The 21,168-nt window shown below is 62.0% G+C and carries 18 protein-coding genes; 11 read left to right on the top strand and 7 right to left on the bottom strand.

Going from position 1 to position 21,168, the window contains the following annotated elements:
• On the bottom strand, positions 1 to 570 hold a 570-nt coding region (locus tag KDL09_RS01610), incomplete at its 3' end, for a Gfo/Idh/MocA family oxidoreductase (protein ID WP_294380657.1).
• Between the two features lie 146 nt (positions 571 to 716).
• Here KDL09_RS01610 and KDL09_RS01605 point away from each other — a divergent pair.
• Complete coding sequence (locus tag KDL09_RS01605) at positions 717 to 1,166, top strand: CBS domain-containing protein (RefSeq protein ID WP_294380655.1); 450 nt, start codon at positions 717 to 719, stop codon at positions 1,164 to 1,166.
• Positions 1,167 to 1,188: 22 nt separating this feature from the next.
• Here KDL09_RS01605 and KDL09_RS01600 read toward each other — a convergent pair whose 3' ends face one another.
• Positions 1,189 to 2,403, bottom strand: coding sequence for a sialidase family protein (locus KDL09_RS01600; protein WP_294380653.1), 1,215 nt, complete (start codon positions 2,401 to 2,403; stop codon positions 1,189 to 1,191).
• A gap of 90 nt (positions 2,404 to 2,493) precedes the next feature.
• Complete coding sequence (locus KDL09_RS01595) at positions 2,494 to 3,408, bottom strand: ThuA domain-containing protein (RefSeq protein ID WP_294380650.1); 915 nt, start codon at positions 3,406 to 3,408, stop codon at positions 2,494 to 2,496.
• Between the two features lie 105 nt (positions 3,409 to 3,513).
• On the opposite strand from KDL09_RS01595, the gene KDL09_RS01590 reads away from it, so the two are divergent.
• Both KDL09_RS01590 and KDL09_RS01585 read left to right on the top strand, forming a co-directional pair.
• Positions 3,514 to 4,524, top strand: a complete 1,011-nt coding sequence (locus KDL09_RS01590; RefSeq protein ID WP_294380648.1) for a potassium channel protein — start codon at positions 3,514 to 3,516, stop codon at positions 4,522 to 4,524.
• Between the two features lie 50 nt (positions 4,525 to 4,574).
• Positions 4,575 to 6,602: an FAD-dependent oxidoreductase gene (locus tag KDL09_RS01585; protein ID WP_294380646.1), complete on the top strand. Its 2,028-nt coding sequence runs from the start codon at positions 4,575 to 4,577 to the stop codon at positions 6,600 to 6,602.
• Here KDL09_RS01585 and KDL09_RS01580 read toward each other — a convergent pair.
• Both KDL09_RS01580 and KDL09_RS01575 read right to left on the bottom strand, forming a co-directional pair.
• A complete protein-coding gene (locus KDL09_RS01580; protein WP_294380644.1) occupies positions 6,580 to 7,491 on the bottom strand; it encodes a YndJ family transporter in 912 nt (303 codons plus the stop codon). The two genes, KDL09_RS01585 and KDL09_RS01580, sit on opposite strands and share 23 nt — an antisense overlap.
• On the bottom strand, positions 7,488 to 8,033 hold the full coding sequence (locus tag KDL09_RS01575; RefSeq protein ID WP_294380642.1) for a DUF1990 domain-containing protein: 546 nt from the start codon (positions 8,031 to 8,033) through the stop codon (positions 7,488 to 7,490). Before KDL09_RS01575 ends, KDL09_RS01580 begins: the two co-directional genes overlap by 4 nt.
• Before the next feature lie 109 nt (positions 8,034 to 8,142).
• Between KDL09_RS01575 and KDL09_RS01570 the strand changes: the two genes are divergently transcribed.
• From KDL09_RS01570 to KDL09_RS01555, 4 genes are read left to right on the top strand one after another with little or no spacing between them, the layout of a single operon-like run.
• Positions 8,143 to 8,802, top strand: coding sequence for an HAD family hydrolase (locus tag KDL09_RS01570; RefSeq protein WP_294380640.1), 660 nt, complete (start codon positions 8,143 to 8,145; stop codon positions 8,800 to 8,802).
• Positions 8,799 to 9,812, top strand: a complete 1,014-nt coding sequence (locus KDL09_RS01565; protein ID WP_294380637.1) for a non-reducing end alpha-L-arabinofuranosidase family hydrolase — start codon at positions 8,799 to 8,801, stop codon at positions 9,810 to 9,812. The genes KDL09_RS01570 and KDL09_RS01565 overlap by 4 nt, the downstream gene beginning before the upstream one ends.
• Positions 9,813 to 9,817: 5 nt before the next feature.
• Positions 9,818 to 11,218, top strand: a complete 1,401-nt coding sequence (locus KDL09_RS01560; RefSeq protein ID WP_294380633.1) for a DUF2851 family protein — start codon at positions 9,818 to 9,820, stop codon at positions 11,216 to 11,218.
• Positions 11,219 to 11,241: 23 nt separating this feature from the next.
• Positions 11,242 to 12,663: a pectate lyase gene (locus KDL09_RS01555; protein ID WP_294380631.1), complete on the top strand. Its 1,422-nt coding sequence runs from the start codon at positions 11,242 to 11,244 to the stop codon at positions 12,661 to 12,663.
• Positions 12,664 to 12,670: 7 nt separating this feature from the next.
• On the opposite strand, the gene KDL09_RS01550 is transcribed toward KDL09_RS01555, so the two are convergent.
• Positions 12,671 to 13,405 carry a CorA family divalent cation transporter gene (locus KDL09_RS01550; protein ID WP_294380629.1) on the bottom strand — a complete coding sequence of 245 codons (735 nt, stop codon included), beginning with the start codon at positions 13,403 to 13,405 and terminating at the stop codon, positions 12,671 to 12,673.
• 143 nt (positions 13,406 to 13,548) lie between these two features.
• Between KDL09_RS01550 and murC the strand changes: the two genes are divergently transcribed.
• The 4 genes from murC (at position 13,549) to KDL09_RS01530 (ending at position 20,374) form a co-directional block, all read left to right on the top strand.
• Positions 13,549 to 15,855, top strand: a complete 2,307-nt coding sequence (gene murC / locus KDL09_RS01545; protein WP_294380628.1) for a UDP-N-acetylmuramate--L-alanine ligase — start codon at positions 13,549 to 13,551, stop codon at positions 15,853 to 15,855.
• Positions 15,856 to 16,055: 200 nt separating this feature from the next.
• The gene (locus KDL09_RS01540; protein WP_294380625.1) at positions 16,056 to 17,972 is read left to right on the top strand and encodes an O-antigen ligase family protein; all 1,917 of its coding nucleotides are present in this window, start codon (positions 16,056 to 16,058) and stop codon (positions 17,970 to 17,972) included.
• Positions 17,973 to 18,019: 47 nt separating this feature from the next.
• Positions 18,020 to 18,616, top strand: coding sequence for a 3-isopropylmalate dehydratase small subunit (gene leuD, locus KDL09_RS01535; protein ID WP_294380622.1), 597 nt, complete (start codon positions 18,020 to 18,022; stop codon positions 18,614 to 18,616).
• A 72-nt stretch (positions 18,617 to 18,688) separates the two neighbouring features.
• Positions 18,689 to 20,374, top strand: coding sequence for a putative manganese-dependent inorganic diphosphatase (locus KDL09_RS01530; RefSeq protein ID WP_294380620.1), 1,686 nt, complete (start codon positions 18,689 to 18,691; stop codon positions 20,372 to 20,374).
• Between the two features lie 6 nt (positions 20,375 to 20,380).
• On the opposite strand, the gene KDL09_RS01525 is transcribed toward KDL09_RS01530, so the two are convergent.
• Positions 20,381 to 21,052, bottom strand: coding sequence for an alpha/beta hydrolase (locus tag KDL09_RS01525; protein WP_294380619.1), 672 nt, complete (start codon positions 21,050 to 21,052; stop codon positions 20,381 to 20,383).
• Positions 21,053 to 21,168: the final 116 nt, after the last annotated feature.

The following is a 21,168-nucleotide window of genomic DNA, read 5'->3' as shown; positions in this document are numbered from 1 at the left end:
CTGGCGGTTGCCCCAGGCGTAGGCGGCCTTGAGTTCACCGATGGCGCCGTCGCGGATGAGTTCGCGCACGCGGTTGAAGTTCGGATTCGCATGACGCTGCATGCCGACCTGCGTGGCGAGCTTGCTCTTCTTCGTCTCCCAAGTCGAACGCACGGTGCGCGCTTCATTGACCGTGATGGCGAGCGGCTTTTCGCAGTAGCAATGCAGATCACGCTTGAGCGCCCAGTTGGCGATGAAGGCGTGCGTGTGGTCCGGCGTGCAAACGACGACGGCGTCCAAATCTTTGTGATCGAGGCACTTGCGCCAGTCGATGTAGGTCGTGGCTCCGGGGAAACGCTTCAGTGCATCCGGGAAACGCGCCTCGTTCACATCGCACAACGCGACGACATTTTCCTCCGCGATGGAGTCGTAGTGGGCGAGGCCGCGGCCCCACACGCCGATGAGGGCGACGTTGAGCTTGTTGCTGGGCGCCCCGGCTCCGAAGAGCGGGCGGGTGATCATGCTGCCGGCGACGAGACCGGCGGCACCGACGAATTGACGGCGCGAGAGTGGCTTGGGTTGGGTGTTCATGGCGCCGCATGAAACGACGCGAGGAGGTGATCTCAAGCATCAAGGTTGGCCGAAGTCATGCTTTCCACGATCCATGGGATGGGAACTTGAAGCTTGATTAAGCGACTGCTATTCCAGACAATGACGGCAACAACCATCTAAACATCATGGAAATACCTACTGCTGCCAAGACACTGCTGGAACACAAGGGGCGTGAGGTTTGGACCATTGGACCAGATGTCACCGTGTTCGAAGCCATCAAGATGATGGCTGACAAAAATGTCGGTGCGCTGCCTGTCATGGACGGCACGAAACTCGTGGGCATGATCTCCGAGCGTGACTACATGAGCAAGGTGGTGCTCAAAGGGAAATCGTCGAAGGAGACGCCCGTGAAAGACATCATGACCTGCAAGGTGGTGACCGTGGGGCCTGATCACAATGTTTCCAAATGCATGGAAATCGTTACCGAGCATCACATCCGGCATCTGCCGGTCATGGATGGCGACGAACTTCTCGGCATCGTCTCGATCGGTGATCTTGTGCGCTGGATCATCGCGACGCAAAAGATGACCATCGAGCAACTGGAGGCCTACATCGCAGGCGGTTACGCTGCCTGACATCCAGATAGGACGGCTTTCATTACACCAGTGAGTTCGGCCGGCTCCAGCGGATTTTGCCCAGTTGAAGGTCGCCGCGGTAGCCGTGCTTCGGCAGCATCTCGCCGACGCTGACCCATGATTCGTCGGGCGTGATGTTGGTGGTTTGGAAATTGCCCATCAGCGCCACGTCGTCCGGCTTCGTCACACCGTCGGCACTCATCGGCAGCACGATGCGTTCCGTGGCACGGATGAGGCGCAGCGTTTTCAGATTCACCTGCGCGATGAACAAAGGCGAGCGCCAGCGGATCACGTTCGCGTTGCTTGCATCCTTGCGCGTGTAAACGAGGTGCAGGGCTTCGCTGTGCGGCAGCCAGTGCTGCTGCGTGGTGCTCATGTCCAGCGGCGTGCCGTCATCCCAGCACCAGGGCTGCTTCTCATCAAAGTCGAGGCCGTCATCGCTTGCGGCCACGTAGCCGCGGCTGTCTTCGGCGCGGATCGTGGCATAAAACTTCCCGCGATAACGCACCATCGACGGCTCCAGCAGTCCGCGACCGGCGGCGTGCTTGATCTCGCGTCCGACTTTCTGAATGGTCAGCGTCTCGCCATCAAACGAGCAGCGCACGCCCGCGGCGGAGCGTCCAGCTTCGGTGGGGCCGAAGGACATGACGAATGCGATGCTCCCGTCCTCGAGCACTTCGCGCTGACCACAGTTGTTTGTGTAGATGAAGGCGCCACGTGGATCGTCCCACAACAGGCGTTTGCGCGCCGACCACTGACCGTTTTTGTAAACCGTGTACACCGGACAGCGCGGCGGCTGTTTGCGGTCGAACTTCGGGCCGCGATAAAACACATTGTGTCCCATGGCGAGCACGCAGTCCGTTTTCGCGTGATACTGCGGCACCACGTCGCACACGCCTTCGTCGCCGCGCCCGTCCGTCGTCGGATCGCGTCCGAGCGAGGGCACAGGTTGCGGTTCCGTCCATGTTTTGCCGAGGTCGGCGGATTCCATCCAGTGCACCGGCAGGAAGTAATCCGAGCCGCGAATCTCCTGCATCGTCATCAGGATCTTGGGACCATCCGTGCCCGGCACCACGCAGGGCCGCGGATGAAACCACGACGGCCCGCTGCCATCGCGCCCGTGTTTGAGCGTGACCTTGTCGATGGAGGCGATCAAGCCTTCCGCCGATTGCGCGGGCGCCAGACTCGCGGCACAAAAACCTGCCGCGGTTTGTTGGATGAAACGACGGCGGTTCATGGCTGGCAGAGTTGTTGGCCGAAAAATACGAAAGAGGTCAAAAAAGAAGTCTGATCTTTTCCTTCTTTTCTCTTTTTCGGCCATCCGAATTCACTTCCCCTTTTTCGGCTTCTCAGGCAGACCCTGGCCGGGCTTGAGGTCGAGGTTCGCCTTCATGTCTTCGTCAGTCACCGATGATGCAACACCGTCGGCGGGGATCTTGGCCTTCGCGGTCCACAGGATCGCGTTCAGCACGAGCTTGCGCTGGTCGTTGTTGGCCCAGCCTTGATGGAAGTGACCACCCGTGAAACCAAAGCCGCGTCCGCCGTCCGCACGCTCACAGGCCCAGGCGACGTGCTGCTTTTCTCCTTTCGCCACCGACTCGCGCACAGCCGGATTGCCGCTGTGATGACCATCGGGGCGGCTCATGGTCGATGCAGGAGCCACGTCGCTAAGGATCGGCGTCACGCCTTCCATGTTCTTGCGGAAGCGCATGTAGAAGTACCATTCGTCATTTGTGCCGAAGGGCTTCACACCTTCGCTGATCGGATGTGCAGGCAACTCCTTAAAGTTCGCGTCCCAGTGCGGATTCACGCTCCAGTTGATTTCAAAGCAGCCGCCCATCCAGTCGATGAACTCCTTGTTGCCCTTCTCGATCGTCGGCTCCACCGCGTAGTGCAGCGTCAGGAAGCCGCAGCCGCGCTTCATCTCCTTGTCGAGTTGCGCGAGGCGATCGCCCTGCAGCGCCGGATGTCCGCCGCCGCCGTCCGAGTAGATGACCACGGTGTCTGCCGCTGAAAGCTCCTCCTGCGACGGCCATTCGCCGTTCAGATGATACTTGATGTCCACCTGATCCGCCGCGCCCTGCTCCAGGCACTTCTTCAGCAATTGAATGCCCGCGTTGTGCTCGTGCTGTCCCGGACCATGCGAGGGCTTGCCGGCGATCATGACGATGGACTTCTTGTCCGCCGAAAACGCGGAACTGACGAGCGAAAGGGTGAAAAGGAGGGGGAGCAGAAGCTTCATGGGCCATCTGAAACGACGGGCCACGCAGGATGCTATCACTTTGCACCCGGCCAAAGTGGCCAATCTGGCACGGCATCCGCTCTTCTTGGTTCCCCGCCCGACCGCATGCCGATCTCCAAGAGCCGACCCCAGACCAATGTTCTCTACGCCTTTGCCTTCGTCGGCGTGGTGATGGTCGTGTTCACGGTGGGTTACCGGCTCGCGGGCTGGTCGTGGAGCGACGCGTTCTACATGGTCGTCATCACGGCGTTCAGCGTCGGGTTTGGCGAGGTCGTTCCGGTCACCGACCCGTGGCTGCGTGCCTGGACGATGGCGCTGATTCTCTTCGGCTGCACCGGCATCATCTTTGTCACCGGCACGCTCGTGCAATGGCTGACGGAAGCTCAAATTCAACGCGCCTTGGGAGGCAAACGCATGGAACACGAAATCGAGAGACTCAAAAACCACGCCATCATCTGCGGCTTCGGCCGCATTGGTCGCATGATCGCCAGCCAGCTGCAGGCGGGCGGCATTCCCTTCGTCATCGTCGATCAGGCGCCGGATCGCGTGGCTGAAGTGCGCGACGCCGGATGGCTCACCCTGCAAGGCGAGGCCACGGATGAATCCGTTCTCAAAGCCGCCGGAATCAGCCGCGCACGGGTGCTCGCCACAGTGCTGCCGAACGACGCGGCGAACGTCTTCATCACGCTCAGCGCACGGAACATGAATCCGGAAATCCAAATCATCGCCCGCGGCGAAGTGCCCTCCACCGAGCGCAAACTCCTGCAGGCAGGAGCCAATCGCGTGGTGCTGCCTGCCCACATCGGCGCCGACCGCATCGCCCATCTCATCCTGCATCCGAATGCGCGCGACATTCTCGGCGGCAAGACGAAGTCGAGCGTCGATTTCGAGCATCACCTCACCGAGCTCGGCCTCGACATGGAGGAGATCGAGATCGGACCGGATTCGCCATGGCTGCACAAACGCATCTCCGAGGTCGAGGCGGACGCGGCGGGTCGTCTCATGGCCGTGGCGATCATGCGCAAGGAGGGCGGCACCGATTTGAACCCCGGCCCGACCGCCATGCTCATGCCGGGCGATGCGCTGGTGGTCATGCGACGTGTGCAACGGCGCTGAGAGAACTTTTCGGCCAATCTGGCTCGCTGCCTGCGCTCTTGAGGCGGACTATGCTCAAGCCGCCCGACCGCATCTTCAAAGTCGCCATCATCGGAGGAGGTTTCGCCGGCGTGTATTGCGCACGCGAACTGCTCAAACAAACGATCGGGACCGCCGGCATGACCGTGGGCATCATCGCCAGCGAGAATCACATGGTCTTCCAGCCCATGCTGCCGGAAGTGGCGGGCGGGTCGCTCTCTCCGCAGCATGTGGTGAATCCCATCCGCATGATCTGCCAGGGCGCGGAAGTGCTGAAGGGCGAAGTCACGCACATCGATCTCGATAATCGCGTGCTCACCATCCACGGCGGCAACTTCACCCCGCAGATCACCATCGGTTTCGAGCATCTCATGCTCGCGCCCGGCGCGGGCGTGGACCTCAGCCGCGTTCCCGGCATGGGCGAGCACGCCTACCTCATGCGCACGGTCGGCGATGCCATGAAACTGCGCGCCGCGATCATCGGCCGCCTCGAGGAGGCGAATCTCCTCACGGACCCGAAGCTGCGCAAAGAACTGCTCTCCTTCGTCGTCGTCGGTGGTGGCTACTCCGGTGTGGAAACTGCGGGGCAGATCCAGGATTTGATCGTTGGTGCGCGACGATTCTACGAGAACATCGAACCCGACGAACCCAGCGTCACGCTCGTGCACAGCGGCGAGCGCCTGCTCGGCATGCTCAGCGACAGCCTCGGCACCTACACCGGCGAATGCCTGAAGCAGATGGGCGTGAAGATCGTTTTCAAAAGCCGTGTGCGCGCCGTCACCGCGCGCACTGTGCAGCTTGGCGACGGCGTCTGCCTTTCCGCCACGCTCGTCGTCTGCACCGTCGGCAATGCACCGCATCCGCAGGTCACTGCCCTCGGCGCCACGGGCAAACTGCCCGTCGAGCGCGGCAAGGTGGTCGTCGAAGCCACCGGACGCGTGAAGGGTCTCGACAATGTCTGGTCCGCTGGGGATTGCTCCGTCTTCCCGAAAGCCGACGGCGGCAACTGCCCGGAGACCGCGCAGTTCGCCATGCGCCAGGGTGCCCTCGTGGCAAAGAACATCGCCGCCACATTCGCGGGCAAAGAATTGAAACCCTTCAAGTTCACCGGCCTCGGCGAGCTCGCCACCATCGGTCATCGCAAGGCCGTCGCGCAGGTCTTTGGCCTGCGCTTCTCCGGCATCATCGCGTGGTTCATGTGGCGTTCGATCTACCTCATGAAACTCCCCGGCTTCGACCGCAAGCTGCGCGTCATGGCCGAGTGGACTTTTGAGATGTTCTTCCCGCGCGACATCAATTTGCTCACGCCGAATTTCTCCTCGCCGCTCGGCGAGATGCACCTCGAACCCGGCGACTCGCTCTTCCATTGCGGCGAGCCTGCGCAGTCGCTCTACGCCGTCAAAAAAGGCCGCGTGGACATCACCGACGCGCAGGGCGAACTCGTGAAGTCCGCGGGACCCGGCGAGCATTTCGGCGAACGCGCCCTGCTGAGCAACTCGATCTGGCGCTTTGATGCCACAGCCAAGGAAGCCAGCGAACTCGTCGCCATCGACGGCGAGACCTTCAAGACGCTCGTGAAGAGCATCGGCAGCCTCGACACGCTCTTCCGCGCCTCGGCGCAGCAGTATCATCTGCCGGAAGAGATCCAGCAAACCGTCGCCGCCATTCCCGAAGCCACGCGCAGCGCCACCGCCGCTGACGTCATGACGCGCGACATCGCCTCGCTCGATGTCAACGCCACCGTGCAGGACGCCGTCACCGAATTCCAAACGCACCCGCACAGCACCTATCCCGTCACATCCAACGGCTGCGTCGTCGGCCTCCTGCGCCGCAGCATCTGCTACGAGTGGCTCAAGAACCACGGCCTCACCTGCGTGGACCCGCTCAGCGCCCTCCAGCTCGCCAAACCCTTCTGCGTCAGCGCCAGCACGCCCGTGCCAACGCTTGTGCAAACCCTCATGCGCACCGGCGTCAGCAAGGCCGTCGTCGTCGATGATCAAAACCTCCTCCTCGGCATGGTCACGCTCTTCGATCTGCTTAAGGGCGGACGTCAGGCTTGAGCGAGGCCCGCCAGGCCAAAATCCCGCACAGCCCAAAGCCAAACGCATTCAGCGTCCCGTGGATCATCCACATCTGCGGCATGGTGAGCGCGAAGTTTGGAATCACGTATCGCAGACCAAAGCCGAGAGCCAAAAGCATCGCGAATAGTAGGGACGCGCCAGAGACAAGGAAACCGAATCGCGTCATGGTTGGTTGGGGCGCTTCCAAACCTCGCCGCAATTGCGATACGGCGACACCGAGCGCTCCCAAGACGAGAACCGTGACTCCAAACGGTTCCACGAACGGCAGCACGCCGAAATGAGTACAGGTGATTCCTATCGCCACCAGCGGCACACCTGCCAGAATCGCAATGCACGACCCTTTTGTCAGCAAGCTTGGTTTCGCTTTCGCATTTAGCCCCGCCATCAGCGGCAGCGTAAATCCCGCATGGTGAAAATGCGCCGCGGTGAGCAGCACGATCAACGGGTCGAATCCCCATGGCGTCCATTTTGCCTGATAGGCCACCAACCACGCGGCGCCGACGGCGGGAAAAATCGCCGCTGCTTGTTCGCAAGCGGTCACAGCCGAAGGCATGCCCCTCTTGTTCCATGCCATCGACACATCCTTCACCACAAACAAACGTGCAACGAGCCAAGGCACGGCAAGCCATGCTGCCTGAATTCCAGGTGTGGACAGAAACGAAAACGATCCGGCCATCATCATCGCCGCAACATACTCGAATTTCTGTCGCGGACGTTTCGTGCCGCACCACAACGGCATCAGCATCAACGGAGAGAACAACAGCAGCGCCTTCACAAACACCGCATCCTCAAGAACAAGCATCAGCACTGCTGTGGACCAGATCAGCGGTTTGACCCAGGCTTTGAGGGCATCCATGAAATCGTTCATGATGTGATGGCTTCTCCCATGCGCTGTTGCGAATCCCGCACAAACCGGCACTGCCACCAGCGTGCCAGCGGAAAGGCGAGCCAGGCCATCCAATGGCGCGGATGTGAAAACGCGCGGATGACATACCACACGCTGCCGTCCGGTCGTTTCTCGATCACAAACTGCTCCTCGCCGCATTCGGCGTGTTCGGGCAGCGTGCCATAGACGAAGCCGTGCGTGTGATCGGAGTCCGTGCGACGCAGGACGCGGCACGGATTCACCCACCACAGGCCGCAGATGCGCGTGACCATCGCCACGATCTGGCCTGCCTGCTGTCCTTTTGCTTCCGAGCGGCTGACCTCGGCCCATTCAGGGAACATGATCCACGCATCCAGCGCCTCGCAGGCGGACCGATACACTTCTTCACCGCTTCCCAGCCTCACCGCATGCTCGTCGTCAATGAATCCATCGCCCGGCGGCGGCGTGTAGCTCAGTGGCGCATCCTTCCACAACTCCAGCAGGTCACGGAGTCGTTCGGGTGTTGGTTTTCGCAGGCTGAACATGGGCGAACCATTTCACACACTTCCAAGGCCGAGAAGTCGAATGTGAATCTTTAGTTTTCACAGTTTTCGAATCTTTTGCTTCTTTCGATTCTTTCGGCCATTCATGCGCATGCCCGACCCTATCCGCGCCGTCATCTTCGACTTCGACGGCCTCATCGTTGACACTGAAAGCACCGGTTATCACACCTGGAGGGAAATCTTTGCCGAACACGGCCATGAACTGCCGGTGGAGCTCTACGCGCAGGTCGTCGGCACCGATTTCAACACCAGCTACAATCCGCGCCGCGACCTCGAAGAGCGCACGGGCCGGACCTTCGACTGGGACGCGGTCGAGGTCGGACGCAAGACGCGCGAGAACGAACTGCGCAAGCATCTGAAACTCCTGCCCGGCGTGGCGGACCTGCTGCAGGAGGCGGACGCGCTCGGAATGCGCATCGCCATCGCCTCCAGCAGCCCGCGTGTGTGGATTGACTCGTGGATGGACCAGCTCGGCCTGCACGATCACTTCCATCACATCTCCACCGTCGATGACACAGGCAAGGTGAAGCCCGACCCAAGCCTGTTTCTTCACGCGGCCGAAAAACTCGGCGTGAAGCCGGAGGAGGCGGTGATCTTTGAAGATTCATTGAACGGTCTCCGCGCCGCAGTCGCCGCCGGCATCCGTTGCGTCGTCGCACCAGGTCCGATGACACGCCATCTCGATTTCACGGGCGCCTGGAAGCGCGTCGAATCTCTCGCGCACGTCACTCTCAAGGAACTCATGTCATGAAAACATTCGCCCTGGTCGTGTTCGCCGCAACCACGCTACACGGCGCTGATCCTGCATGGCTCGCGACGGGCGAGTTTCGTTGGCAATGCTCGCCACCGCTCATCGGCCCCATCGAAACCGCCGCTGATCCCGACGTCGCTCTCAAAGACCCGACGATGGTGTTTCACGAGGGAAAATGGCATCTCTTCGCCACGCATCGCATGGCCTCGGGCAAGGTGAACATGCAATACCTCAGCTTCACCGACTGGAAGGACGCCGACAAGGCCACGCGCCACACGCTCGACTTCCACGATCAATACCACTGCGCCCCGCAGGTCTTCTACTTCACACCGCATCAGAAGTGGTATCTCGTTTACCAGCTCGCTGATGAAAAGAAGGCGCTCAAGTTCGCCCCCTACTTCTCCACCACCACCGACATCGCTGATCCAAATTCGTGGACGAAACCCCAGCCGATGATCGAAACGCTGCCCGAAGGTGGCACTAAGACCAAATGGATCGACTTCTGGGTCATCTGCGACGCCGACAAGGCGCATCTGCTCTACACCAGCGACGACGGCCACTTCTGGCGACGCGAAACCACGAAGCAGAACTTCCCGCTCGGCTGGTCGAAGCCCGAACTGCTGCTCCAAGACACCAAGGAAGCGCTCTTCGAAGCCTCCTGCACCTACAAGATCAAAGGCCGTGACCGATACCTCACCATCATTGAGGCCCTCGGCCAAGGTCACCGCTACTACAAGGCCTGGCTCGCCGACAAGATCGAGGGCCAGTGGAAACCGCTCGCCACCACGCGTGAGAAACCGTTTGCCGCGACAGAACAAATCTCACCGAAGGTCGACTGGACCACCAGCATCAGCCACGGCGAGTTGATCCGCAGTTCCAACGACGAGTTTCTCGAAGTCGACCCCAATGTTCTGCGCTTTGTCTTCCAAGGCGTCGATGCCGAGGGCTACAAGGCGAAGAAATACGGCAGCATTCCCTGGAAGATCGGGATCCTCGAATTCGCACGCTAACCATCATGACGTCGCTCCCGCTCGCCGACCGCTACGCACGCTTTCGCAGTGCCGTGTTTTCCGGCGTTGAAGAAGGACTGCCGGGCTTCGACGAACCGACGACGGAGATGGAACTGCAGAGCCTGTGGTTCTCAGGGGCGTTTGGCAGCGAGTTCACCACGACCGATGGCAAGGCCGTGCGCATCGCCGATTTCGGTGTCTGGAATTCCGGCGCGGGTCCCGACTTCAACGACTGCGCGATCGTGATCGACGATCAAACGCTGCGCGGCGACATCGAGCTCGATCCCGATGCGCGCGACTGGGAGCGCCACACGCACGGTGCGAATGAAGCCTTCAACCACGTCGTGCTGCATCTCTTCCTGCACGCGCCGGAGCATCGCTTCTTCACACGCACGAGCGAGCACCGCGAAGTGCCGCAGGTGCTGCTGCGCGCCGACATGCTGCCGGAGGGCATCAAGCCAAAGCGCCGAACCGCCTCCGCTCATCTCGGCCGTTGTGCGACGCCGCTGCGCGACATGGATGACGCACGCGTGCAGTCCATCATTGAGTCCGCCGCGCAGCACCGGCTTGAACTCAAGTCGAAGCGCCTTCACCGCAGCGTGGCCGCCCAAGGACGCGAGCAGGCGGTCTATCAGGCGCTGGCGCAGACACTCGGCTATCGCAAGAACCAGCAGCCCTTCGCCATCCTTGCGCAGCGGCTGCCCTTGAAAAAAATCACGCAGCTCGATGCCGCGAAGCGCGAGGCCTGGCTCTTCGGCGTCTCCGGATTTCTCGAAGGCGTGCGCAGCGACGACACTGAACCGGCAACGCGTTCCTATCTGCGGCAGCTTTGGAGCGAATGGTGGAAGCTGCGCGAATCGTGCGGACGCTGGCTCGAGGACCGCCAGCTCCCGCGCTGGAAGCTCAATGCCATCCGTCCCGGCAATCATCCCCAGCGCCGCCTCGGAGCATTGGCCGCGATGCTGCGTTCCTGGAAGCCCATCATCGCACCGCTCGCCGACGCCACGCGCTGGAGCCAGGCCGCCTGGCGCGAATCGCTGCTGGTGCTCACGCATGAATTTTGGGCCACGCATTACACGCTGCTCTCCGACGTCGCCGAAAAGCCCGTCGCTCTGATCGGCGAAACACGCGTACAGGAGATGCTGGCGAACGTCGCCTACCCGCTGCTTGTGCCCGAGCGCACACGCCTGTGGGCCGAATATCTCGAACTGCCCGCCCTGCTCGACAACCAGAAGGTCAGGCTCGCCGTGCAACGTCTCTTTGGCGATGATCCACGTGGCAACGACTTCCGAAAGAAGCTGCATCAACAGCAGGGCCTGCTGCAAATTTATGAGGACTTCTGCCTCGAAGACGACTCCGCCTGCGCCAACTGCCCGTTCCCGGAAAGATTGAAGGAGTGGGGGTGAGCGCATCGTTTTGGCTCCCCGCCATGCGTCCTCTCATCGCACTCATTCTCTCCGCCTCGTTCCTCTCGGCCGCCGACCTGCCCGATCCAGTGGCCGTTACGGCCGCGATGAAGAAGGCCGTCGCCTACGCCCACACGCATCTGGCACGCGAGGGCGGCTACGCCTCCTCTTATGACAAGGAGGGCAAGATCGGCGAGGTGGAGCACGGCAAGTCGCACACGATCACTTCGATCCAGCCGCATGGCACGACGACGATGGGATTGGTGATGCTCAGGGCCTGGCAGGCCACGGGTGATGAAGTCTTTCTCAGCGCGGCCAAGGATGCGGCGAAGTCGCTGCTCAAATGCCAGCTCGCCACCGGCGGCTGGAGCAGCGATTTCGATTTTGCTCCTGACAAGGCCGGGAAATACCACCTGCGCAGCGATCTCGACGCGGGCGACAAGGAACCCGGCAAGCGCAACAACTACACCACGCTGGACGACAACAAGACCGAGTCCGCGCTGCTCTTCCTGCTCGAAATGACCCACGAGCCGGCTTGTGCTGACGACGCGGAGTTGAAGCGTTGCACGAAGTTTGCTTTCGACTCGCTGCTCGCCGCGCAAGCCCCCGTCGGCGCGTGGCCGCAGCAGTTCAACGGCCCGGCCGATCCCACCGCGCCTGTCGTGAAAGCCAGTTATCCTGCCGAGTGGTCGCGGACCTATCCCAAGCTCAAATACGTCAGCTACTACACCCTCAATGACAACAACCTCCAGCAGACTGCCAAGGTGCTGTTCCGCGCCTACGAACTCGAGAAAGACGAGCGCTACCTTGCCGCGCTGAAGAAGCTTGGAGAGTTCTTCATCCTCGCCCAGATGCCCGAGCCGCAGCCGGTCTGGGCGCAGCAGTATGACCGCGACATGCATCCCACCTGGGCGCGCAAGTTTGAGCCGCCGTCCGTCACCGGCTACGAAAGCATTGGTGCGATGGAGGTGCTGCATCAGCTCTGGGTGCTCACCGGCGATGAAAAATACCTCGCTCCGATCCAGCCCGCGCTCGCGTGGTTCGAACGTTCGAAACTGCCCGACGGCAAACACGCACGCTTTTACGAACTGAAGACCAACAAGCCGCTCTTCTTCGTTAAAGACACCTACGAGCTGACCTACGACGACAGCAACATTCCCACGCATTACTCCTTCACCGACGATCAGCAGGACAACATTGACCTCTTTAAAAAGCAGCTCGCCATGAGCCGTGAGGAGTATCAGCAAAAGCACGCCGGGCTCCAGACGCCGAAGGAATGGATGAGCAAGGCCAAAGGCGCCGCCTCCAAGGCCCGCCGCGCCGTCGAATCTCTGGACGCCGAAGGCCGCTGGCTGAAAAACGACGAGATCGACTCGGGTGAATTCGTCAAAAACATGAACGCCATGATCACCTACGTCGAGGCGCTGAAAAAGAGCGGGCAGTAGTTCCGCCTCAGCGGCGTGCCACCACCATCGTGCTCATCACGAGGCCGACCACGACGCCGATGGTGGCGATGAGCCAGAAGCTTGCCTGTGTGTCTTCCAAAGGACCGCGCACATACATGCTGAACAGGCCGGAGAGCGCTGTCAGCGGCAGAAACAGCGCGGCGAGCACATTCAGGCGATGCGAGGTGTTGGCCATGCGCTGCGCATTCAACGCCTGTACCTCGGCCTGCTTCGCCACGGTGAAGTTGAGGCCAAACTGCGCGTCCTGGAGAAGCAGCTCGGCCGTTCTCTCGATGCCCGCCGCCTGATCTCGCAGATTGATCAAGTCGCGATCGGACTTCACAAATTCGCGCGCCTGCTGCAGGGCGCGATGCAGCCCGCGTGTGGCACGCAGCACCGGAGCGATGGCTTCAAGAACCTTGTGGTACTCCGTCGCGGATTGAGCCACGTGTTCCTCCTTGTCGAGCTCGTCCAGACGCGCTGCGAAGGCGGCGAGGTGGTTTTGCAGCGCCAAAAGTCCGCCGACGTCGGGATTGGACTTCCAGGTGCCGTCCGGCTGTCGCCAAAACAAAGCGGGCCGCCGCACGGCGTCGTCCGGTCCCGGCGTTTGGTGCAGGATGATGAGCAGGTGCTCCTCCTCCAGCATCGCACGCTGCGGGCCGGCCTCGCGGCCCACGCGGTTGCGGATGGCCTCGGGAATCGTGGTCCACAGCTTCGGGATGATTTGAATGTCGGGTTTCATTTTCGGGATTTGGTTTGTCTAACCGCCCTGATCTGAGCAGAGCCCCCAAAACGAAGCGATGACAAAAATCGGCCGCGATTTGAGGCGGCGGCCCGGCGGATTCTTGCTCCACTGCCCAACCCCGCCTAGCTTCCCCACACCTCATGTCCCACGCCGTCCTCAGTCTCCTCAAAGAAAACCGTCATCCCATGCGCATCGACCTCATCGGCGTCGCGGGTTCCGGCATGAGCGGGCTGGCGCTGCTGCTGCTCGGGCTCGGGCACAAGGTCAGCGGCTCGGACAAGGCCACCACGCTGGAGACGGACCGCCTTCAGAAGCTCGGGCTGCAGTTCTTCCACGGCCACACGGACAAGGAGGTCGAGGACTGCGACATGGTGATCTACTCCAGCGCGATCAAACCGGGCAACGTGGCCTATGAGGCGGCGTTCAAGCAGGGCATCCCGCTCGTGCGCCGCGCGGAGGCGCTCGCCGCCGTCATGGCGAACAAGAAGGGCGTGGTCGTCTGCGGCACCCACGGCAAGACGACCACCTCCGCGCTCACCGCGCACGTCTTGCGTCAGGGCGGCCTCAAACCGAGCCACTACGTCGGCGCAGAGATCCCGATCCTCGGTTCGAATGCGCACTGGGATGCCGAAGGGGAACTGTTCGTGGCCGAGGGTGACGAGAGCGACGGAACGCTCGTCAATTTCCATCCGCAGCATGCCATCGTGCTGAACATCGAACCCGAACATCTCGACTTCTACAACGGCATCGAGGCCATCAAGGCCGTGTTTCGTCAGGTGCTCAGCCAGACCCCGGGCCTGTGGGTGTACTGCGCCGAAGATCCCGTGGCGAGCGAGGTCTGCTCGGGATCGCAGGGCGTTAGCTACGGCTGGAGCCGCGATCACGATTTCTCGGCGAACATCATCGAGATGAAGCCCGACCACACCGACTTCGAGGTGTATCAAAAGGGTGATCTGCTCGGCACGGCCACGCTCGGCATTCCCGGCAGGCACAACGTCAGCAACGCACTTGCCGCCATCGCGCTGGCCACACGCTGCGGCGTGGCGTTTGAGGCGATCCAGCGTGCGTTGAAGAGCTTCCGAGGTGCGAAGCGCCGCTTCGAAATCCGCCATGCCGGCGAGCGTTTTGCCGTGGTCGACGATTACGGTCATCATCCGAGCGAGATCGCCGCCACACTGGCCACGGCGAAAGGATTGAGCACGAAGCGCATCGTCTGCCTGTTCCAGCCGCATCGGTTCAGCCGCACCCAGCTTTTGAAGAAGGAGTTCGGCGCGAGTTTTGGCGACGTGGACGAGCTGTTCGTCACCGACGTCTATCCCGCCAGCGAGAAGCCGCTCCCCGGCGTCAGCGGCGAAACGATCCTCGAAGAGGTGCGCGCTCAAAACTCACGCACGAAGACCGGCAGCACGCCGACGATGCTCATCGCACGCGACAAGGTCGGCAATGCGCTGCGCCCCGGCGATCTGCTCATCACGCTCGGAGCCGGCAACGTGCACGAAGTCGGCCGCTGCATTGCGCGCGATCTTCCAGTGCTCGAAAAGCTCTGCTCGACTCTCGAGGCAAACGGCGGCGGCGTGGCGCGGCTCTATGAACCGATGAACCGCCACACCACCTGGCTGATCGGCGGTCCCGCGCAGTATTGGATCGAGCCCTACAACGAAACCGCCTTCGCAGAAGTCGTGCGCTACCTGCGCTCCGCCTCGATCCCCATCCGCGTCATCGGACGTGGTTCGAACCTGCTCGTCAAAGACGGCGGCATTCGCGGCGCGGTGATTCATCCCAAGGGCGATTTTGAAAACGTGACGGTGAACGGCAACGAGATCACCGCCGGAGCCGGTGCGCGCCTCAAGAAGATCGCCAGTTCGGCGCGGAATGCAGGACTGGGCGGGTTCGAGTGGATGGAAGGCATCCCAGGCAATCTCGGCGGCGCGATTCGAATGAACGCGGGTGCGATGGGCAGCGAAACCTTCGACCAGATCGTCAGCGTCCGTTTCATCGACACCGATGGCACAATCAAAGAAAAGCCGCTGGCCGACATCACGCATCACTACCGCAGCGTGCCGGAGTTCGAAGAGCGCTACATCGTGTCCGCCGTGTTGCGAGGGTCCCCCGCCCCACAGGCCGAGATCGACACCAAGCTCGCTGCCTCCCATCAAAAACGCCGCACCACGCAGCCCGTCGGCGCGAGCGCCGGTTGCACCTTCAAGAACCCCGAAGTCTGTGGCGCGGGCAAATTGATCGACGATCTCGGTTTGAAAGGCCGCAATGTCGGCAAGGCGATCGTTTCCGATGTGCACGGCAACTTCATCGTCAATCAGGGCGGTGCCAAGGCCCGCGAAGTGCTCGATCTCGTCGCCCAGCTCAAGGACATCGCTCAGGAGCAGCGCGGCGTGCAGTTGGAGATGGAAGTGAAGGTGATCGGCGAGGATCACCCGCTGCCGCTTTGATGGAACGCACGCGTCCCGCGTGCCGACTTCGGCGTCCCCGCCGGAGTCCGTCCGATGAGAGATCGCAGGGTCTGCTGCAGTCTGCGAGTTAAAGCCAACGACAGAACGGTTTTCCGCGAGACGCGGAAAACAGCACGCGGGACGCGTGCGCTCCATCCGATGCTTGCGCTTTTCAGCGGACGCGGTGAGCTTTCCGCTTGATGCAGAAATTCGCCCTCATCCTTTTTCTTCTCGGCCTCTTTGTGACCGGCTTGCTCGGCACGGAGACACGTCTGCTGTTTTTCTGGCCTGGGTGCGCCTTGATCGGACTCGCGGGACTGATCGCCGTGCTGCGCTGGAAGTTGCGCGTGAGTTTTCAGCCCAGTGACTGGTGCCTGCTCTCCGTAGCGGCACTGGCGGGCTACGTCGGCTGGCGCGCCTGGGTCTCTCCGGTGGAAGTGTATGCACGTGAGGATGCGGCGGTACTGCTGACCTGCTTCGTGGCCTACCTGATGACGGTGACGGCGGCAAGCGATCCCAAATGGCGGCTTGGCATCGTGTGTGTGCTGCTGGTGCTAGTGGCGGGGAATCTGACCGCCGGCTGGCTGAACTTCAAAGGACGCTGGGACTTCCACCTCGTGCCGGGCTTCTCCCGCTCCTTCCCTCCCGGCCGCATCGGCGGCTTCTTCAACAATCCCAATCACCTCGCGGCCTTCCTGTCCTTCGCGGCGTTTCTTTCCACAGGCGTGATGCTCTTTGCCCGCATTCACATCGCCTCCCGTCTGTTGCTTGGTTTTGGCATTCTGGCGATGCTGGCGGGCATGGCGTTAACGGTCAGCCGTGCGGCGATGCTTGGTTTTGCCGTTGGCGCACTGGTCTTCCTCCTGCTGACGCTGTGGATCGTCTGGTGCACGCGGCGGTCGTTGTTCAAATGGCTTGTCATTGCGCTGCTGCTCGTCGGCGGTGCTGTCGGCGGTGCGCTCTACAAGGTGAACGAGGAATCGATGCTCACACGGCAGCTTGCGACGCCGCTGGGCGAGGACATGCGTGTTCACATCTGGCGTGCTACGCTGGCGCAGCATGCGGATTCACCCTGGATCGGCGTGGGTTCGCGCATGTTTTACGAAGGCGGCATCACCCACCGGGACCCTGAGGCGTCGGCGCAGACGGGAAACGCCCTTTTCGCCCACAACGAATACCTGCAAACGATGGCGGACTACGGCTGGGCCGGGCTGACGCTGGTGGTGCTGGTGATGCTCACGCATCTCCTGAACGGCCTGCGCTTCCTGCGCTGGTTTGCAGCGGAGAAATTCCCCGCCACCGGCATGCTGGGAAGCAATTCACTGGCGCTCACGATCGGCAGCATTGCCGCCCTGCTGGCCACACTGGTGCATGCCGTATTTGAGTTTCACGGTCACATCCCGATCACGGCGGTTCTGGGGGCGGTCCTCCTCGGACTGCTCGCGAGTCCGGGCATCGAGAGCGAAGTCTTCAAACCTCGCCGCATCTGGGGGCTGAGGTTCATCATGAAAATCGCCATGCTGGCCGCATCCGCCGCGATGATCGCCGCCGCCGCAGTATTTGGCACGGCGGACGGCTACGCCGCCCTCGCCCGGGTGGAGGGCAAGCGAGGTGAAACCGCCAAAGGGCTGGTCCACTTCGAACGCGCCGTTGAGATCGATCCGCGGAACGCGATTCTGGCCTACCAGCATGGACTCGCCTTGATGGATTCCATCAAGTCCAACATGACCAAGGACGCCTACCTCCGCACGGTGGACGCCTGCGTCCGGGAGCTCACGCGCGCGACGGCGCTGAACCCGGACAACTATCTCTACCAGCTGGCCCTGGCCGATGCGCTCGATGCAGCAGGGAAGCACGACGACGCCATGGCCGCCATACAGCGGGCGCTGACGCTCGCCCCGCTCTACGAGGAGCCCCGCCTGGCCCTTGGCATGCACTATCACCGCCTGAAGGACTTCGAGCAGGCCGAGTTTGCCTACCTTTGGGCAGGCCAGGCGAAGGCGCTGAATCCCGAAGGCACCACCAACTGGCTGGACAACTACCGAGAACTCCTGCGCCAAACCGCCCTCATGGCTGAGCAGGAACGGGCGGCCCGGATCCAGCAGCAAGGACGTTGAGATGTACATTTGCCCTTCCGCCGAATCCCGCTAGAATCGCGGCCCCCATGGCTCTCGCAAAAATCACCCAAGTCTCCGGCACCGGCGTTTACGTCCCGGGCTCGGACATCGACACCGACCGCATCATCCCGGCACGCTTCATGAAATGCGTGACCTTTGACGGCCTCGGCGAATACGCCTTCTATGACGTGCGTTTCGACAAAGACGGCAAGCCCACCGGCCACCCGCTCGACGATCCACGCTTCAAAGGCGCCAACATCCTGCTCTCCGGCTCCAATTTCGGCTGCGGCAGCTCGCGTGAGCACGCCCCGCAGGCCCTGTATCGCTTCGGCATTCGCGCCGTGATCGCGGAAAGCTTCGCCGAGATCTTTTTCGGCAACTGCACCACGCTCGGCATCCCCTGCGTGTGCGCCAGCGCCGCGGACATCAAGGTCCTCGCCAACGAGATCGAGCGAAATCCGCAGCTCGAGGTCACCGTCGACGTCGCCGCCGGCAAAGTGTTCTTCGAAGATCAGGAGATTGCCATCACGCTGCCAGGCACCGCGCATGAAGCGCTCACCAGCGGCAAGTGGGACCCCATCGCCGAGCTCCTTGAAAACAAGGACGCCGTGCACGCCCGCATCACCGCGCTCGGCTTTGCCTGATTCCTGCTGATGACCCCGGAGCCGAAAACGCCCGGTCGTGAGCCGGCCATCTCCTTTCGCGGAGCTGGAGCCGTGCCCCCCGACCCGGGCACGATCCATGTCATCGGTCATCGCAACCCGGACACGGACGCGATCTGTTCGGCGATCGGTTACGCCGCCTTTCTGCGCGACGTGCGCGGCATGAAGGCCGTGGCCGCCTGCTGTGGTGAAGTCAGTGTGCGGACCAACTGGGTGCTGCAGACCGCCGGTGTCACCGCGCCCAAGCTGCTACTCGACGTGCGGCCCACCGCCTCCAGCATCTGCCGGCGCGATGTTTTCACCGCCCGGCCGCATGACACCTTCCTCTCGGTCTATCGCATGATGATGGACCACAACTTCCGCGCCATTCCGGTCGTGGATGAAGAAGGCCGCCTGCTTGGAATGCCGGCCATTCAAGAACTGGCGCAGTTGTTTCTTCCGGCGGATACGAACGACAAAACCGGTGCCGCCAACCGCGAGGTGCGCACGAGCCTGCTGAACATCGTCAACGCCCTCGGCGGCATCCTGGGTGGCACAGCGCCCGCTCTCGAGGAGATGCAGGACCTCGTGCTCGTCGTGGCGGCGTCCAGTCTGGAAACCACCAAAAAGCGGGCGCAGCAGTTCCCCGCCAACCGCCTGATCGTCGTGACCGGCGACCGCCCGGAGATTCATGAACTCGCTGTCGAGATGGGCGTGCGCTGCCTCATCATCACCGGGAAGTTCAAGCCCTCCACAAGCGTGCTCTCCCGTGCGGAGCAGAGCGGCGTCGCCATCATTTACTCGCCCTACGACACGGCCAGCACCTCGCAGCTTCTGCGCTTCTCCTGTCCGATCGCCGAAGCGCTGACTCACGAGTTTTTGTCCTTTGGCTCACGCACCGCGTTGCGCGAGATCGTCCCCACCGTCCAGCACTCGCATCAGCCGCTTTTCCCGGTGGTCGATGACGAGTCACGCAAGCTGCTCGGCGTGTTTTCAAAGTCCGACCTCATCGAACTCCCGCGCATGAAGCTCGTGCTCGTCGATCACAACGAGTTCGCCCAGGCCGTCGCCGGTGCGGACGAGGCCGAGATTCTCGAAGTGATCGACCACCATCGTCTCAGCGGCAACCTGCGCACGAAGGAGCCGATCCGCTTCCTCAACGAGCCCGTGGGCAGCACGTCCACCATCGTCGGCATCATGTATCGCATGCAGAACGCCGCGCCCGACAAAGGAACGGCCATCTGCCTCTGCGCCGGCATCATCTCCGACACACTGCATCTCACCAGCCCGACGACGACGGACACCGACAAGGACATCCTCGCATGGCTCGCCAGCATCGGCGGCATCGACAGCGCCCAGTTTGTGAAGGACTTCTTCGCCGCAGGCTCCATGCTGCGCGAGCAGACGCCCGACCGCGCGCTGGAAAGCGACCGCAAGGTCTTTGAAGAAAACGGCTGGCACATCAGTATCAGCCAGATCGAGGAACTCGGTCTCGACGAGTTTTGGAAACGCCAGACCGATCTTCAGGCCGCGCTTCAATCACTGCTCGCGAAACACAGCCTGCACTTCGCCTGCCTCATGGTCACCGACATCACCCGCCATCACAGCGTGCTGCTCGTCGCCGGCGACCAACGTGTGGTCGATGCCATCGACTACCCGCTCGCGAAAGAGAACGTCTATGACATGCCGGGCGTCGTGAGCCGGAAGAAACAGCTCTTCCCCTACATGAGTCACGTCGTGACGAAACTCGCGGCGCCGTGAGGTGATTCACCCCTCTGCAAAACTCCCCGTTTTCAAAAAACGGTTCACCGCACGGAAAACCGCAGGCTGCAGGATGATGGTGGCGTGATTCGTCGGCAGGAGGGTGAAGTCGGTCTCGCCTTCCGCCCGCGAACTCGCAATGGTCACCACACCATCGGAATCGTCACCGAGAATGTGGCGAAAGATGGGCAGCGTGTCCTTGTTGCCCATGATGATGCCGGTGTTGGGCGGCAGCGGGCCGAGGCTGTTCGGCGTGCTGTTCGCATCCGTGCCGAGTTCGGCTGAAACCGGTCCCAACAACCAGCGCACCCAGCCCCACTGGCGCAGTTCGTCGATGATCTGGCTTCCTTGGTTCGGAGGCGCGAGCAACACCGCGCGGCCAAACGGAAATGCCGGATCACGTCTCGCCGCCCACGCACGAAACACGATGCCGCCGAGCGAATGCGTCACGAAATGCACGCGCGAACCGTCCTCGATCTCCAGCTCCGCCAGAGCCGGCATCAAATGCTTTTCCACCGCGTCGGCGATCGACACGCGATGGGAGGGATAACCGATGCTCGTCACCCGATAGCCGCAAAACTTCAGCCACAGTCCCACCATCCACATGCTGCGGCGCGTTCGCCCGAGTCCGTGGATGAGGACAACGGTGTCGGTGGGATGATTCGCGGTTTCAGGCATGCCGGTCGATACGAATCAACCAGCATCGCGTGACACGCCAATCAATGATTAAACAAGAACGCCGGTGAGTTGATGAGGGCCCAGGCGAGGTCCTGCGCGGCGGTGAGGCGCTTGTT

The organism is Prosthecobacter sp. (genome assembly GCF_020439865.1).
In the GTDB taxonomy this organism is placed as follows: Bacteria; Verrucomicrobiota; Verrucomicrobiia; order Verrucomicrobiales; family Verrucomicrobiaceae; genus Prosthecobacter.
This window is presented reverse-complemented; position numbering and strand designations above follow the sequence as displayed.

Coding starts and splice junctions, on each gene's coding strand:
- KDL09_RS01590 (WP_294380648.1), top strand. CDS start 3,514: ATGCCGATCTCCAAGAGCCGACCCCAGACCAATGTTCTCTACGCCTTT.
- KDL09_RS01595 (WP_294380650.1), bottom strand. CDS start 3,408: ATGAAGCTTCTGCTCCCCCTCCTTTTCACCCTTTCGCTCGTCAGTTCC.
- KDL09_RS01555 (WP_294380631.1), top strand. CDS start 11,242: ATGCGTCCTCTCATCGCACTCATTCTCTCCGCCTCGTTCCTCTCGGCC.
- KDL09_RS01585 (WP_294380646.1), top strand. CDS start 4,575: ATGCTCAAGCCGCCCGACCGCATCTTCAAAGTCGCCATCATCGGAGGA.
- KDL09_RS01605 (WP_294380655.1), top strand. CDS start 717: ATGGAAATACCTACTGCTGCCAAGACACTGCTGGAACACAAGGGGCGT.
- KDL09_RS01540 (WP_294380625.1), top strand. CDS start 16,056: ATGCAGAAATTCGCCCTCATCCTTTTTCTTCTCGGCCTCTTTGTGACC.
- KDL09_RS01580 (WP_294380644.1), bottom strand. CDS start 7,491: ATGAACGATTTCATGGATGCCCTCAAAGCCTGGGTCAAACCGCTGATC.
- KDL09_RS01560 (WP_294380633.1), top strand. CDS start 9,818: ATGACGTCGCTCCCGCTCGCCGACCGCTACGCACGCTTTCGCAGTGCC.
- KDL09_RS01565 (WP_294380637.1), top strand. CDS start 8,799: ATGAAAACATTCGCCCTGGTCGTGTTCGCCGCAACCACGCTACACGGC.
- KDL09_RS01550 (WP_294380629.1), bottom strand. CDS start 13,405: ATGAAACCCGACATTCAAATCATCCCGAAGCTGTGGACCACGATTCCC.
- KDL09_RS01575 (WP_294380642.1), bottom strand. CDS start 8,033: ATGTTCAGCCTGCGAAAACCAACACCCGAACGACTCCGTGACCTGCTG.
- KDL09_RS01570 (WP_294380640.1), top strand. CDS start 8,143: ATGCCCGACCCTATCCGCGCCGTCATCTTCGACTTCGACGGCCTCATC.
- leuD (WP_294380622.1), top strand. CDS start 18,020: ATGGCTCTCGCAAAAATCACCCAAGTCTCCGGCACCGGCGTTTACGTC.
- KDL09_RS01600 (WP_294380653.1), bottom strand. CDS start 2,403: ATGAACCGCCGTCGTTTCATCCAACAAACCGCGGCAGGTTTTTGTGCC.
- murC (WP_294380628.1), top strand. CDS start 13,549: ATGTCCCACGCCGTCCTCAGTCTCCTCAAAGAAAACCGTCATCCCATG.
- KDL09_RS01525 (WP_294380619.1), bottom strand. CDS start 21,052: ATGCCTGAAACCGCGAATCATCCCACCGACACCGTTGTCCTCATCCAC.